The sequence below is a fragment of the Mycolicibacterium cosmeticum genome (assembly GCF_000613185.1).
Taxonomy (GTDB): Bacteria; Actinomycetota; Actinomycetes; order Mycobacteriales; family Mycobacteriaceae; genus Mycobacterium; species Mycobacterium cosmeticum.
Genome location: NZ_CCBB010000001.1, coordinates 406,998 through 419,940, shown reverse-complemented (window position 1 = coordinate 419,940; position 12,943 = coordinate 406,998). Strand labels below are relative to the sequence as shown.

The window sequence follows — 12,943 nt, the reverse complement described above, 5'->3', positions numbered from 1 at the left end:
TTAGGCGCCAAATCGGCAACTCCGATGCAGGCGCTCGCAGCTAACGTTGCAACGATGGGTGGTGGAGCCGGTATCGGCGGCGGTGGCGATGAACTGTCGGATCCGGTGCGCGCGACCTACGACGCCGTGGCACGCGAATACGACAGGCAGCTTGGCGGCGAGCTGGCTGGTAAGCCGGTGGACCGTGCGCTGCTGCGAGCATTGGTGGAGCTGGTGGTCAGTGGAACGATCGCCGATGTGGGTTGTGGGCCGGGGCACGTGACACGCTTCCTGGCAGAGCTCCACACCGATGTCATCGGCGTGGACCTATCGCCTGCGATGATCGCAATCGCTCAGGAGCGTGCCCCGGCGGTGAGGTTCCGCGTGGGATCGATGCTGCGGCTTGCCGAGGCCGATGGTGCTTGGCAGGGCGCGGTTTCGCTGTACTCGATCATCCACCTGACTCCCGCCGAAAGGCTCACGGCATTTCGAGAATTCGCCAGGGTGATTCGGCCGGGTGGCTTCTTACTGCTCGCATTTCATGTAGACAGCCCGGACTTCGCGGTCGGACAGGTAAACCACATCACTGAATGGTTCGGACACCACGTCGAACTCGACGGGTACTTCCTCGATCCCGAGGAAATCGCTACCCAGGTGACCGCCGCGGGGTTCTCGCTGATCGCTCGAACAGACCGGGCGCCCACGCCCGGTGTCGAGTATCCGAGCCGACGCTGCTACCTGCTGCTGCAGCGCCGAAACTGAGCGCCTGGGTCGGTGACGAGTGCCGCTCTGATGGGGACGCCCACGACATCGCGCACCTAATGGCTGCCAGTTGCGAGTCTGTCGATCCACGGGTGACCCGGATGCACGAGGGAAAGCCACCCGGCCAGCCGATCCCTTCGAGACTCACCCAGCGCCGGTACGACGTTGTCGAAATCGAGCTGGTCCTTCTGACGCGAGTGCTTGGCTTTGAACAATAGCGCCACCTCGGGGATGACGTATGGAATGCCGTCGTCGGTGTGACGGATAAGTTCGTTGTAGGGCAGTCTGATTCGTCCGTCGCGCCGGCATACCCATTGATTGTCGGCGCTCGGTTCGCGGAACACGTCGAGACGGTAGATGCCCGTGGTGGGTTCGCGCAGCCAGGTTTGAAAGTGGTTGGCGTGCTCGACGGGGAATGGCCAGATTCGTCCATCCCCGACAACGTCCCATTCAAATCCAGGCAAGGCATCCATGACGTCGTCGAATCGTTGGGCCGGCACGGCGATTTCGATGTCGTCGTGATCGCGGGCAGCAGCATCGGTGAACAGGTGCAAGGCCCAGCCGGCGGTCACGCACCATGGGGCGGCAACCCCGTCGAGACGTTCTGCAACCTGCGCTGGCGTCCACGTACGCCATCGCTGGCTGATCTCGCGGTCGGAGATGGGCTGACCTGCCATCGTCACGCCCTCACCCCCTGATGCAACCACGGCGCATCGGTGCGCCCATGATCGAACGATTGGAGCTTAGCGTTTTCCAGTTTGACGAACGGTGCCCAGCTGCCGGTCAGGGTCGAACGGGTAGGAGGTCAGAGCGTGACCTCTTCGAGCCGGCCGGTCGCCACGTCGAAGATGAACCCACGCAACGACTCGTGCTTGGTGACGAAGGGACTGACCTCGATCCGGCGCAGGGACTGGCGTACGTCCTCGGCCAGATCGCTGAAAGCCTCGGCGCCCCAGGCGGGTTTGAGGCCGGTCTCGTCCTGGATGCCACGCTTGAAGTCGTCGTCGGTGAACGTCAGCATGCCGCAGTCGGTATGGTGGATCAGGATGATCTCCTTGGTGCCCAGCAGACGCTGGCTGATCGCCAGGGACCGGATCTCGTCATCGGTGACCACCCCGCCGGCATTGCGGATGACGTGCGCCTCGCCGTCACCGAGGCCGAGAATGCGGTAGGCGTCCATGCAGGCGAGCACTGCGACATGCTTGCTCGGCGGCAGCGGTAGCGGGCCCTGGAAGGTCTTGGCGTACTCCGCGTTGTTGGCCAACAGCTCATCGGTGACAGACATGTGCCGGACGCTAACAACGAGCGGCGCCGCGGACACGGGTCGGAATCAGCGTGAATCTTGCGACGGCCATCGAACGGTGTGACGTACGTCCGGAGCCGGGCACCGGAACTCCCTCACCGTTATGTTGTCACCGGACAACTCTTGTACTGCCGTACCACTGTGAAAGGTGGCGCCGTGGTGGCCACGCGCATCAGCGCCCTGGGTTTCGTCGCGATGTTCTCACTCACGTTCGGTGTCGTACCCGCCCGGGCAGCCGACACGCCTCCCGACGTGGTCGGGTTCTACCTGCAGGGCACCTGCCTGTGCAATACGGTCCCGACGGCACAGGAAGCGCTCGGCCTCGCCGACGGCTATCTCGAGGGCGCCGGACCGATCACCGGCGTGGGTTATCCCGCCGGACTGCTGTTCGCGCTCGACTCGGCGATCGGCGCCAGCGGGGTGAAGTCGCATCTGGACGCCGTGCCCGACGGCACCAAGATCACCCTGGCCGGGGTGAGTCAGGGCGCGATCGTGCTCAACTACGTCAAACAGTCACTCGCGCTGCAGATTACCCCGGCACGGCCAGCTGCCGATCTGTCGTTCGTGACCTTCGGTGATCCGATGAACACCACCGGCGGGATCGTGGCCAAGAACCCGCCGCTGTGGTTGTCGGTGCCGCCGGGGATCTTGCCGACCCGTTATGCGACCACCGAGATCGTCCGCGAGTACGACGGCCTGTCGGACTGGCCGGACCGCCCCACCGCATTGTCCGTGCTCAATGCGGTGATGGGCGTCGCCTACGTGCATCCCTTCTACGGTGAGGACGCCGATCCGGACAAACCGGGCACCTTGAAGACAGTCAACGTCAATGCCGCCGGCGGTACCACCACCCACTACGTGGTGCCGACGGCGGGCCTGCCGATCACCCAGCCGCTGCGGAACGTAGGCATCAACACCACCGCCGTCGACCGCTGGCTACGCCCCCAGATCGATCGTTCCTACAAGCACCGCCCCACCGTCGTCACCGCTGACACCGACACGTCGCAAACCGAACCGTCGCCCGCCGCCGCGGGAACTTCGGCGCGCCTTGCCGCCGCGACGCCGACAACGTCGCGCGCGCAGGCCGCGTCGAACAGCGTCGTGCCCCAGCCAGGCAAGGATGACGCCGACCTCGGCAGGCCGGTACGGCCGAAGCCCCGCCTGCCGAAGTTGTCACTCAAGGCACCGAGGTTCGCCCTGCCTTCACTGACTCGTCCTCATCGCTCCTCGAACGACGAATGACTCCGCCGACGATCGCGCCTTACGCGATGTCATGCAACTCGGCATACATCGGGTACTCGTCGTCCGGCATCACCACCACATCGCGCTGGAGCCAGTAGTCGGCCGGGTCCACTTCCATCGGGAGCGGGAAAGTGCCGGCGCCGTAGTCGAAGTCGTCATCGATCACCGGCGTCGCCTGCTCGGCGACGTCGGCGGGTTCCGCGTCGAGCGGCAGTGTCGTCACCATGGCTGTCTCCTTGCTGTCGAATGTGTTACCCGACCGGGGGCACCGAACATGGCAGACGCCCGCCCCGCTGACATTGACGGTCCGGGGGGCGGGTCGAGCTGCTATCGCTATGGGTCGTGCTCTGATATGCCTCCTTTCCTGTTCTCTTGATCCACACCACCCGCTCGACGCGGGGGAGACCCGGCCGGGCACCTGGGCCCGATGCGCAGCCAGATACCCGGGGTGCCGACATGCCCGGCGGCGTGCGGGCTCCGTGTTACGGGCCTGGCGCACAACGAATGGGATGAGGGTCTGTGCCGCCGGAAGGTCGGCCGTTCAGGTTCGGGGAGACCGTCCGGTGGCACCAGCGATATCGCCGTAGGAGAGGGATTGCTGCGTCATGGTCACCTCCACGATGGTTCCGAAGAGCTGATAACCGCGTGTCGACGATCTATGTCATCTGAGACAAGTTCTATATAGCACGCCCCGCGGCGGCGGGCAAGGACGTACGCGCCCTCCGTTCCGAAACCGAGAGTCGCCGGCCCTGAGGTCGAGTGTGCAGTGTCGCAACGTGTTTGGCTTGCGAGCTCGTTCCGATCGCCATTAAATTGGCACTCGTCGGTTAAGAGTGCTAACGCTTGCTGGTGACGCGGAAGGAGAGAACTTACGTGAGCGGCTCCGACTTGGTCAGGGACAACACCGTGATCGACCCCCTGCGCATCGCGATGATTGCGCCTCCGTATTTCGACATCCCCCCGAAGGCCTACGGCGGCACCGAGGCCGTGGTCGCCGAGCTGGCCGACGCCCTCACATCCAGGGGGCACCACGTCACCGTGATCGGCGCCGGCGACGGTAACGGCACGTCTGCCGACTTCGTTCCGGTGTGGGACAGGACGATCCCCGAGCGGCTGGGGCAGCCCTACCCGGAGGTGATGCACGCGCTGAAGGTGCGCGACGCGGTGCTGAAGCTGGCGGTGAACGAAGGGGTCGACATCGTCCACGACCACACCATGGCCGGCCCACTCAACGCGTGGCTGTATGGGGCACTGGGCTTACCGACGGTGGTCACCGTACACGGGCCGCTCGATGACGACCTGCTGCCGTTCTACCGGCACTTGAAGAAGGACGCCGGGTTGATCGCCATCAGCGACCGCCAGCGGGAACTCGCACCGGACCTCAATTGGGTTGGTCGCGTGCACAACTCGCTGCGTGTCGAGGACTGGCCGTTCCAGCAGGAGAAGCAGGACTATGCGTTGTTCCTCGGGCGGTACGCCCCGTACAAGGGCGCGCACCTGGCCGTGGAAGCCGCCCACCGGGCGGGCATCCCCCTGGTGCTGGCCGGCAAGTGCGACGAACCGGCCGAGAAGGCCTACTTCGAGGAACAGGTCGCTCCGCTGTTGCGCGAGACCGACACCGTCTTCGGCGAGGCAGACGCCGTCAGCAAGCGCCGACTGCTGGCGAACGCCCGGTGCGTGCTGTTCCCGGTCCAATGGGAAGAGCCCTTCGGCATGGTGATGATCGAGGCGATGGCCTGCGGCACACCGGTGGTCGCGCTGCGGGGTGGCGCGGTGCCCGAGGTCATCGCCGATGGTGTCACGGGCATCATCTGCGACCATCCAGACGAACTTGCCCCGGCCATCGATGCGGCCCAGGCGCTGGACCCGGCGGCGTGCCGGCGACACGTTGCCTCCCATTTCACCGTCTCGCAGTTCGGTGCGGGGTACGAGGACATCTACTACCAGGTCAGTGGCCGGCGCCGCACCCGGCGGTCGGTGCCGCGCTGGCGGCGCCGCCGGCTGGTCCCCGAAGCCCCGCGGCGGCTGGACGCCGTGGTGCGATCGCGGGTGCGCGCATGACACCCGGTGTCCTCAACGCGGGCCAACCCGCCCACGCCATCGGTGGCGACACGGTGACGCTGGTCGAAGGCGGCACCTTCTGTTTGTCGGATCGGCACGGTGACATCACCCCCGGACGGTCACACGGGCTGTTCTTCCGTGACGCCCGCATCTTGTCGCGGTGGGAGTTGCGCCTCGACGGAGCCACCCCGGAACCGCTCGCGGCGCAGACGGCGGAAGCCTTTACCGGACAGTTCATCTCGCGTCGAGCGCCGCACGCCGGCCGGGCCGACAGCACCCTGTTGCTCACCCGTGAGCGACTGGTTGCCGACGGCATGCGCGAGACGATCACCGTGCACAACCTCGACCGGGAACCGACCGTCGTCACGCTGGTGCTGCACGCCGACGGCGACTTCGCCGACCTGTTCGCCGTCAAGGAAGGCCGGCCCGCTTCCGGCGGTGCCGACCTGTCGGTCGTCGACGGCGAGTTGATCCTGCGTGAGCGTGGCGAATATGTGCGCGGAGTCAGCATCAGCGCCACCGGTGACCCGATCCTGGCGCCGGGATCGCTGACCTGGCGCGTGGTGATCGGTCCCGGCGAGCGGTGGCAGAGCGAGATCGTCGCCCAGCCGACGTGGGGAAACCAGAAGCTGAGCACCCGCTTTCAGCGCGGTCAGCGAGTCGAGCGCAGTGGTCCCGGGCGCAAGATCGAGAATTGGCGTAACAGTGCCACCACCATCGAGACCGACAACCCGGCGTTGAGCGCGATCCTGCAACAGACCGAGAGCGATCTGGGTGCGCTGCTCATGCGCGCCGATGGTTCGAGCCGATCGTTCGTCGCCGCGGGTGCGCCATGGTTCATGACGCTGTTCGGCCGGGACAGCCTGCTCACCGCGTGGATGGCCCTGCCGCTGGATGTCACGTTGTCGCTGGGCACCCTGCAGCAGCTGGCGGCCACCCAGGGCCGCCGGGTCGACCCGATCACCGAGGAAGAACCGGGCCGCATCATGCACGAGGTGCGCCGCGGCCCGGACAATGCCGACATCCTCGGCGGCAGCATCTACTACGGTTCGATCGACGCCACGCTGCTGTTCGTCATGCTGCTGGCCGAGGCGTGGCGCTGGGGTGCCGACGAGGACACCGTGCGCGCCCTGCTGCCGGCCGCCGACGCGGCGCTGCGCTGGGCCCGTGACTACGGCGACCGCGACGGTGACGGCTTCATCGAGTACCAGCGCGCCACCGACCGCGGCCTGATCAACCAAGGCTGGAAGGACAGCTTCGACGGCATCAACGATGCGGCCGGCCGTCTCGCCGATCCACCCCTGGCCTTGTGCGAAGTCCAGGGTTATCACTATGCGGCGCTGCTGGCCCGAGCGGAGCTCGCCCGACACTTCGGCGACCAGGTCCACGCCGAGCGGTTGACCGGCGAAGCCGAGGCGCTGCGAACGAGATTCGCCGAACGCTTCTGGCTGCCCGATCGCGGCTGGCTCGCCGTGGCGCTCGACCGGGACAAGCGGCCGGTGGACGCGTTGACCAGCAATGTGGGCCACTGCCTGTGGACCGGCATCGTCGACGACCACCATGCGGCAGTGCTCATCGAGCGCTTGGCGGACGCCTCGATGGACAGCGGATTCGGGTTACGCACCCTGGCCGACGCGATGGGCGCGTTCAATCCCATGAGCTACCACAACGGTTCGATCTGGCCGCACGACACCGCCATCGCGGTGGCCGGCCTGCTGCGCTACCGGCACCTGCCCGGCGCGGTAGATCTGGCCGAGCGGCTGGCATCCGGAATCATCGACGCCGCCGTGGCTTTCGGTGGCCGGCTGCCGGAACTGTACTGCGGCTTTCCCCGTGCACAGTTCGACGTTCCCGTCCCGTATCCCACCTCGTGCTCACCGCAGGCCTGGGCCAGCGCCGCGCCGCTGCTGCTGGTCCGCAGCTTCTTGGGGTTGCAGGTCGACGCGCCGCGGCGCCGGCTCACGGTGTCACCGCGGCTGCCCGCGGGTTGGGGCCGGGTCACGCTGACGGATCTGACCGTCGGTGATGTCACCGTGTGCGTGGAAGCTGAGGGGGAGACCGCCAAGGTGACCGGCCTGCCGCAGGACTGGTCCGACGCGGCGGGGTGAGCAGGATCAAAGGAATTGGGGTCCACCGACTCCCAGCTGTGAGCGGGCCGCCAGTCGCACCCCGGCGTCCGCGATGTCGGCCAGGTGCACCGTTCGTTGTGCCGCCCACGCGTCGAGGCGGCGCAGCGGCAACGGCTCGCCGCGCCGCCACCCGGTGAGCGCATGGGCCAGCCCCGCGGCGTCGCCGAATGCCTTTGACGTGCCGGACGCAGTGTGTGGGCGCACCGTGCCGGCCGCGTCACCGATGAGCACGGTGTGTTCGCCCACCCTCGGCGCGGGCGGCAGATCGAACACCGGTTGCAGGAAGATCGGGGTCAGCCGCACCAGTTCGGCGAACGGCTGGGGGAGGGCGGCCTCGGTCAGCGCCAGGACGGATTCGAGGGCAGCGCCTGCGAGTTCGCCGGGCGGGAGGAAGAACTCGAACCGGCGTCCGGAGCGGCCGGTGAGCAGGTGGGGGAGCACGGCCTCGGCGGTGTTGACGTACCAGACCCAGTTGACCCGGCGCCCGCCCTCGGCGCGCGCGCCATCGGGTCCCGGAACCAGATAGCACAGCATCTGCATACCGGGCACGGCGAACAGAGTGAACCGGTTCGTCAGCAGGTCATGCAGCGGTCCGGGCAGCGAGTGTTCCGGGAGCAGGCCCCGGAACGCGACGTATCCGGCGTAGCGCAGTTGGTTGTCGCCGGTGAGCAGTTCTCTTGTGGCCGAGCCGATTCCGTCGGCACCCACCAGCAGGTCGGCGGTGGTGGTGTACCCGTCGCCGAACTCGGCACTCACCTGGCCGCCTGCGGTGGACAAGCCGGTCAGCCGGCTGTCCAGGCGCAGACAGATATCCGAGAGCGGGGCACGCAATGCGCCGTACAAGGTGTCCCAGGCCGACATCCATTGCGGCGCAGGGTAACGGTCGGGTACGCCGTGGCGGTGCAGCTGTTGGCGTTCGGCCAACTGGACGCTGACAGAAGGCACCGACCGGCCGACCTGGGCAAGCAACGACGCCACCTCGGGCTGCATGACGATGCCGGCGCCGCGGGCTTCGGTGCGGCCCACCGACCGCTCGTACACCGCCACCTCGGCGCCGATCGACCGCAGTTCGTGTGCGGCCGCCAGGCCGCCGAGGGATCCACCGATGATCGCGGCCCGGAACGTTGTCGTTGCGGCATCGGCGATTACGTGCGGACGCGTCATGGACGGATCTCCTGAGTGTTCGGGCTCAGCCGGCTCGGCTGCCGGCGTTGTCGTCGACTCTCGCGCACATCGCCGTCGCCGTCATGGACGGTGGCGCCCGTTCGTCCTACCCGCTACCCGGTAGCGGCCCTGACGGGAGCGGCATCCTCGATCGTCACGGGATAGACGGTGTGCCTGCCCTGCAAGCCCTTCAGCTCCACGTCGCGGGGCGGCCCGAACCCGATGCCGGGCAGACCCTGTACGGCTTGGTGCACGGGTTCACTGATCAGCACCTCGCCGCCGGCGGCCAGTCCTGCCACGCGTGCCGCCATCGCGACGTTGCGGCCGAACAGATCGTCACCGCGGCGCACCGATGTCCCCATGTGGACACCCATCCGCACTCGGATGTCGTCCCAGCGGTCGGGGGCGGCGCGCAGCGCGCGCTGGACGTCGAGGCTGCAGCGGACCGCCTCGTCGGCGGCGGCGAAGGCGATCATGAATCCGTCGCCCTGGGTCTTGACCACGTGTCCGCCGTGCTTCTCGACCTGCTTGTAGAACAGCTTGTTGTGCCGCTCAAGGAGTTTCACCCATTCGCGGTCACCCAGTGTGTCGTTGCGTTCGGTGGAACCCTCGATGTCGGAGAAGACGATCACCACCTGACCGTCGGCGGTGAGCCGGGCCAGATCGGGCCGCTCCACCTGGGCCCATCCGGCCAGATCCTCGATCGAGTTGCGCACGGTGGCCCGCACACCCTTGTTGATCAAGGAGTCCGCCGTCTCCCACACCGTCTTGATGGCCATGGGGGCGAGGCCGCGGGGCCGTCGCCGTCGCGGTTGCTCACGGCGCAGCCGCTCCAGTTCTTGCCGGGTGCCGGCCAGTTGGCGTCGCGCCACGACGAACAGCACGGTCATGGTGATCAGCCCGGCCACCGCCACCGCGACGATGACCCACGGGATGATGGTCGCGGCTGTCGTCACCCGACCAGTATGGTCGGCGCCGTCAGGACAGCACCACGATGCCCAGCGCCACGACGAACGCCACAGTCACCACCAGTGCCACCCACAGCCGCGCCACCGGAGGTTGGCGCGCGCCGGGCGGGTACCTCCGCTCCGGGAAAATCGACGGCTCACGCATACGATCGCGTACCCGGATTGCCGGACGGCTACACCCCGCCGTGCCCGGACTGGGCAGGTAGACCGGCCGCCTGCCGGGCGGCGCGCACGAAGGCGGGTTTGGCGTACTCGATGCCGTCGAGGTAGCCACCAACCAGCGCCGCGTCGCGCAGCAGCGCGAGTGAGGCCGCGATCTCCGGGGCATGGGCGTGCCCGGCCGCGGCCTGTTCCAGAGCGGCCCGAAACCAGCGGCGATGCTCGGTGATGAGCCGGCGGATGCGACTGTCCGGGTCGGGATACTCGGCGGCCGCGTTGATGAACGGGCACCCGCGGGTGTGGTAGCGCGCGACGTCCTCGGCGATGCCGTCGATGACGAGCTCGAGCAGGTCGGTATCGGGTCCGGCGGCGGCCTCCGCGGCGGCGAAGTAGCCGCGGATGGTCTCGTCCTCGACGGCCAGATACGCCTCGACCAGGTCTTCCTTGCCCTTGAAGTGCCGGTACATGGTCGCGCGGGTGACGCCGGCCTCGGCCAGGATGCGGTCGACGCCGACGGCGTGGATGCCCTCGCGATAGAAGAGGTCGGTGGCGGTGCGCAGCAGCCGTTCGCGGGGTGTCGATGCCGGCGCGGTGGTTGCCATGACCACGACGATACCGCTGGCCAGAACGTTCGTTCTGCCGTTCGGGAACAGATCGGGGAGGAATCCGGTTAGAGCGGGAGAACGACCGTTCTTTCTATCGGAGGAGTAGACAATGAGCACCATCACCGCACGCGAACAAGCCGAGATCGACGCGGCCAACCGCTCAGGCGCCCAACCCGTCGTCTTCGTCCACGGGCTGTGGCTGCTGCCGGACAGCTGGGACAACTGGCGCAGTTTGTTCGAGGAGAACGGCTTCGTGACCCTGGCGCCGGGCTGGCCCGACGACCCCTCCGGCACCGCTGAGGCCCGCCGTGACCCGTCGGTGTTCGCCGGAAAGGGCGTCGCCGCCATCACCGAGCACTACGCCGACGTCATTCGGGCACTGCATCGCAAGCCGATCATCGTCGGGCACTCGTTCGGCGGCCTCATCACCCAGAAACTCGCCGGATTGGGCCTGGCTAAGGTCGCTGTCGCGATCGATCCGGCACCGTTCCGTGGCGTGCTGCCGCTTCCGTTGCCCGCGCTGCGGTCGTCGTTCCCGGTGCTCGGCAACCCGCTGAACTACGGACGGTCGATCGCGTTGACGCCCAAGCAGTTCCGCTACGCGTTCGGCAACGCGGTATCCGAGGACGAGGCGAGCCGGCTGTACGACCGGTACTCGGTGGCCGGGGCGGGCAAGCCGCTGTTCCAGGCGGCCGTCGCCAACTTCAATCCGGCGTCCGAGACGAAGGTCAACACCAAGAACCCCGAACGTGGTCCGCTGCTGATCATCTCCGGCGAATTCGACCACACCGTCCCGTGGGCGATCGCCAACGCCACGTACAAGCTGTACAAGAAGAACCCCAACGTCACCGAGATCGTCGAGATCCCCGGGCGCGGGCACTCGTTGACCATCGACAGTGGTTGGCGGGAGGTCGCGGACACTGCACTGAAGTTCATCGCCCGGTTCTGAAGGAGTTTGGCCGCTGATAGCAGGGGTATGCGGGCCGGACATATCCCTGCTCAGCCCAAGGAGCCTCATGTTCGTGCACAACAAAGACCTGCAGTTCGACGTCCGGGTGAGCGCCCCGGACCCGAGGTTCGCCACGATCCTGCAGGAGCAGTTCGGCGGGGCGAACGGCGAGTTGAAGGCCGCCATGCAGTACTTCACCCAGGCCTTCGTGCTGCGTCAGAAGAACCCCAAGATGTACGACCTGTTCATGGATATCGCCACCGAGGAACTGAGCCATCTGGAGATGGTCGGCTCGATGATCACCATGCTGCTCGACGGCCTCAACGACGACCTCAAGTTGGCCAATGAGCGGTGTGACTGGATGCCGGCCGTGGCGAGCGCCGACGGCAGGGAGCAGGCCATCCACCAAGTGGCGGTCAACCCGTTGTACTTCGCGTTGACCGGCGGCGGACCGGATGTGAGCAACTCCGCGGGGGTGCCGTGGTCGGGCTCCTACGTCAACTCCAACGGTGACCCGTCGGTGGACCTACGCAGCAACCTGGCCGCCGAGTCACGGGCCAAGATCGTCTACGAGTACCTCAAGCAGTTCACCGACGATCCCGGCGTCCAGGACACCCTGACCTTCCTGATGACCCGGGAGGTCGCGCACTACCAACAGTTCACCGCGGCGCTCAACGAGCTTCCGGTGAACTTCCCGCCGGGAACGCTGGCCGGTGACGACCGCTTCCAGAACGTGGCGTTCAACATGTCCAACGGTGACGGCGATGTGCGCGGTCCCTGGAACCAGGGGCAGGGCCCGTGGCCCGAGGGCATGAAGTGGAAGTACATCAAGTCGCCCGCCGACGAATGGCTCGGAACCTCCGCCCGGGAGAACAAGGGCGAGGAGCTCAACCCGGACGGTGGGCCGGCGGTGAACAGCGAGAAGCCCTTCACGCATGAGCAGCACACCGCCATGACGTGACGATCTCCGACACGACAATGGGGCCGGCCGTGTGGCCGGCCCCATTGTCGTACGTTGTCGTGTCGGGGGCTTAGTGCGGCGCCGGGTCCGGCGGGTTCTTCGCGTCGCGGCCGCTGAACGCGTCCCGGACGTGGTCGACGACGGCGGCGGCCGTTCCCATGGTCTTCTGGGTGGCCGCGTCCGACGGCGTATCGGGGTGCGGACGGGTGGGCGCCACCTTCTTCGCGGCCTCCAGTCGTTCGCCCAGCTTGACCAGTTCGGCATCATCGACCGCGGCCGAGAACCGCGGCCACACCACGTCCTGCTCGTACTGGATATGTTCGCGGGCGGCCTTGACGAATTCGTCCAGCGCGTCTTGGTAGTCGGCCTCACCGGGCGAGCCGTCCTCCAGGCGCTGCAACAGATGCTTGGCTGCCGCCTCCTGCTGGACGGCGTGCTCGGCCAACGCGTCGCCGTCGTCCAGCGCCTTGCGGACGGCCGGCCAGAACAGCTGCTCCTCGATGGCCTCATGCTGCGATTCGGCGATGATCAGATTCGTCACCATGGTGTCCAAACCGCTCTCGGTGGCGCCGTCGCCGCGGGGCGCGCCGTCGAGTACCTCGAGCATGCCCAGCACGCTCTTGTGCTCGGCACGAAGGAAAGTCAACGCATCCATAGGTCC

At 67.2% G+C, this 12,943-nt stretch carries 14 protein-coding genes; 6 read left to right on the top strand and 8 right to left on the bottom strand.

Features of this window, described 5'->3' with window-relative positions:
• Window positions 1-54: 54 nt before the first annotated feature.
• Complete coding sequence (locus BN977_RS02070) at window positions 55-741, top strand: class I SAM-dependent methyltransferase (protein WP_036396069.1); 687 nt, start codon at window positions 55-57, stop codon at window positions 739-741.
• 56 nt (window positions 742-797) lie between these two features.
• On the opposite strand, the gene BN977_RS02065 is transcribed toward BN977_RS02070, so the two are convergent.
• On the bottom strand, window positions 798-1,418 hold the full coding sequence (locus BN977_RS02065; RefSeq protein ID WP_036398253.1) for a nucleotidyltransferase domain-containing protein: 621 nt from the start codon (window positions 1,416-1,418) through the stop codon (window positions 798-800).
• A 128-nt stretch (window positions 1,419-1,546) separates the two neighbouring features.
• The gene (locus BN977_RS02060) at window positions 1,547-2,026 is read right to left on the bottom strand and encodes a beta-class carbonic anhydrase (protein WP_036396067.1); all 480 of its coding nucleotides are present in this window, start codon (window positions 2,024-2,026) and stop codon (window positions 1,547-1,549) included.
• A gap of 174 nt (window positions 2,027-2,200) precedes the next feature.
• On the opposite strand from BN977_RS02060, the gene BN977_RS31280 reads away from it, so the two are divergent.
• Complete coding sequence (locus BN977_RS31280) at window positions 2,201-3,286, top strand: PE-PPE domain-containing protein (protein ID WP_131590006.1); 1,086 nt, start codon at window positions 2,201-2,203, stop codon at window positions 3,284-3,286.
• Between the two features lie 19 nt (window positions 3,287-3,305).
• Here BN977_RS31280 and BN977_RS02050 read toward each other — a convergent pair whose 3' ends face one another.
• Window positions 3,306-3,512: a hypothetical protein gene (locus BN977_RS02050; RefSeq protein ID WP_036396065.1), complete on the bottom strand. Its 207-nt coding sequence runs from the start codon at window positions 3,510-3,512 to the stop codon at window positions 3,306-3,308.
• Between the two features lie 704 nt (window positions 3,513-4,216).
• On the opposite strand from BN977_RS02050, the gene BN977_RS02045 reads away from it, so the two are divergent.
• Both BN977_RS02045 and BN977_RS02040 read left to right on the top strand, forming a co-directional pair.
• Window positions 4,217-5,347, top strand: coding sequence for a glycosyltransferase family 4 protein (locus BN977_RS02045; RefSeq protein WP_109790152.1), 1,131 nt, complete (start codon window positions 4,217-4,219; stop codon window positions 5,345-5,347).
• A complete protein-coding gene (locus BN977_RS02040; RefSeq protein ID WP_036396063.1) occupies window positions 5,344-7,455 on the top strand; it encodes an amylo-alpha-1,6-glucosidase in 2,112 nt (703 codons plus the stop codon). Before BN977_RS02045 ends, BN977_RS02040 begins: the two co-directional genes overlap by 4 nt.
• A 6-nt stretch (window positions 7,456-7,461) precedes the next feature.
• Here the strand turns inward: BN977_RS02040 and BN977_RS02035 are convergent, their stop codons facing one another.
• The 4 genes from BN977_RS02035 to BN977_RS02025 form a co-directional block, all read right to left on the bottom strand.
• Window positions 7,462-8,640, bottom strand: a complete 1,179-nt coding sequence (locus BN977_RS02035; protein ID WP_051560961.1) for an FAD binding domain-containing protein — start codon at window positions 8,638-8,640, stop codon at window positions 7,462-7,464.
• A gap of 113 nt (window positions 8,641-8,753) precedes the next feature.
• Complete coding sequence (locus BN977_RS02030; RefSeq protein WP_407661163.1) at window positions 8,754-9,596, bottom strand: adenylate/guanylate cyclase domain-containing protein; 843 nt, start codon at window positions 9,594-9,596, stop codon at window positions 8,754-8,756.
• Window positions 9,597-9,618: 22 nt separating this feature from the next.
• Window positions 9,619-9,753, bottom strand: coding sequence for a hypothetical protein (locus BN977_RS33430; protein WP_268817625.1), 135 nt, complete (start codon window positions 9,751-9,753; stop codon window positions 9,619-9,621).
• A 28-nt stretch (window positions 9,754-9,781) separates the two neighbouring features.
• A complete protein-coding gene (locus BN977_RS02025) occupies window positions 9,782-10,369 on the bottom strand; it encodes a TetR/AcrR family transcriptional regulator (RefSeq protein WP_036398243.1) in 588 nt (195 codons plus the stop codon).
• 112 nt (window positions 10,370-10,481) lie between these two features.
• Here BN977_RS02025 and BN977_RS02020 point away from each other — a divergent pair, with 112 nt between their 5' ends.
• A complete protein-coding gene (locus tag BN977_RS02020; RefSeq protein WP_036396061.1) occupies window positions 10,482-11,321 on the top strand; it encodes an alpha/beta hydrolase in 840 nt (279 codons plus the stop codon).
• Between the two features lie 67 nt (window positions 11,322-11,388).
• Window positions 11,389-12,282, top strand: coding sequence for a manganese catalase family protein (locus BN977_RS02015; protein WP_024452600.1), 894 nt, complete (start codon window positions 11,389-11,391; stop codon window positions 12,280-12,282).
• 70 nt (window positions 12,283-12,352) lie between these two features.
• Here the strand turns inward: BN977_RS02015 and BN977_RS02010 are convergent, their stop codons facing one another.
• Window positions 12,353-12,937 (bottom strand): hemerythrin domain-containing protein, encoded by a 585-nt coding sequence (locus tag BN977_RS02010; protein WP_036396058.1) that lies wholly within the window; start codon window positions 12,935-12,937, stop codon window positions 12,353-12,355.
• Window positions 12,938-12,943 lie beyond the last annotated feature (6 nt).

Excerpts from the sequence above, each read along its gene's own strand:
- BN977_RS02035 (WP_051560961.1), bottom strand. The coding sequence starts at position 8,640 with ATGACGCGTCCGCACGTAATCGCCGATGCCGCAACGACAACGTTCCGG.
- BN977_RS02025 (WP_036398243.1), bottom strand. The coding sequence starts at position 10,369 with ATGGCAACCACCGCGCCGGCATCGACACCCCGCGAACGGCTGCTGCGC.
- BN977_RS02070 (WP_036396069.1), top strand. The coding sequence starts at position 55 with ATGGGTGGTGGAGCCGGTATCGGCGGCGGTGGCGATGAACTGTCGGAT.
- BN977_RS02065 (WP_036398253.1), bottom strand. The coding sequence starts at position 1,418 with ATGGCAGGTCAGCCCATCTCCGACCGCGAGATCAGCCAGCGATGGCGT.
- BN977_RS02050 (WP_036396065.1), bottom strand. The coding sequence starts at position 3,512 with ATGGTGACGACACTGCCGCTCGACGCGGAACCCGCCGACGTCGCCGAG.
- BN977_RS02010 (WP_036396058.1), bottom strand. The coding sequence starts at position 12,937 with ATGGATGCGTTGACTTTCCTTCGTGCCGAGCACAAGAGCGTGCTGGGC.
- BN977_RS33430 (WP_268817625.1), bottom strand. The coding sequence starts at position 9,753 with ATGCGTGAGCCGTCGATTTTCCCGGAGCGGAGGTACCCGCCCGGCGCG.
- BN977_RS02045 (WP_109790152.1), top strand. The coding sequence starts at position 4,217 with ATGATTGCGCCTCCGTATTTCGACATCCCCCCGAAGGCCTACGGCGGC.
- BN977_RS02020 (WP_036396061.1), top strand. The coding sequence starts at position 10,482 with ATGAGCACCATCACCGCACGCGAACAAGCCGAGATCGACGCGGCCAAC.
- BN977_RS02040 (WP_036396063.1), top strand. The coding sequence starts at position 5,344 with ATGACACCCGGTGTCCTCAACGCGGGCCAACCCGCCCACGCCATCGGT.
- BN977_RS02060 (WP_036396067.1), bottom strand. The coding sequence starts at position 2,026 with ATGTCTGTCACCGATGAGCTGTTGGCCAACAACGCGGAGTACGCCAAG.
- BN977_RS02015 (WP_024452600.1), top strand. The coding sequence starts at position 11,389 with ATGTTCGTGCACAACAAAGACCTGCAGTTCGACGTCCGGGTGAGCGCC.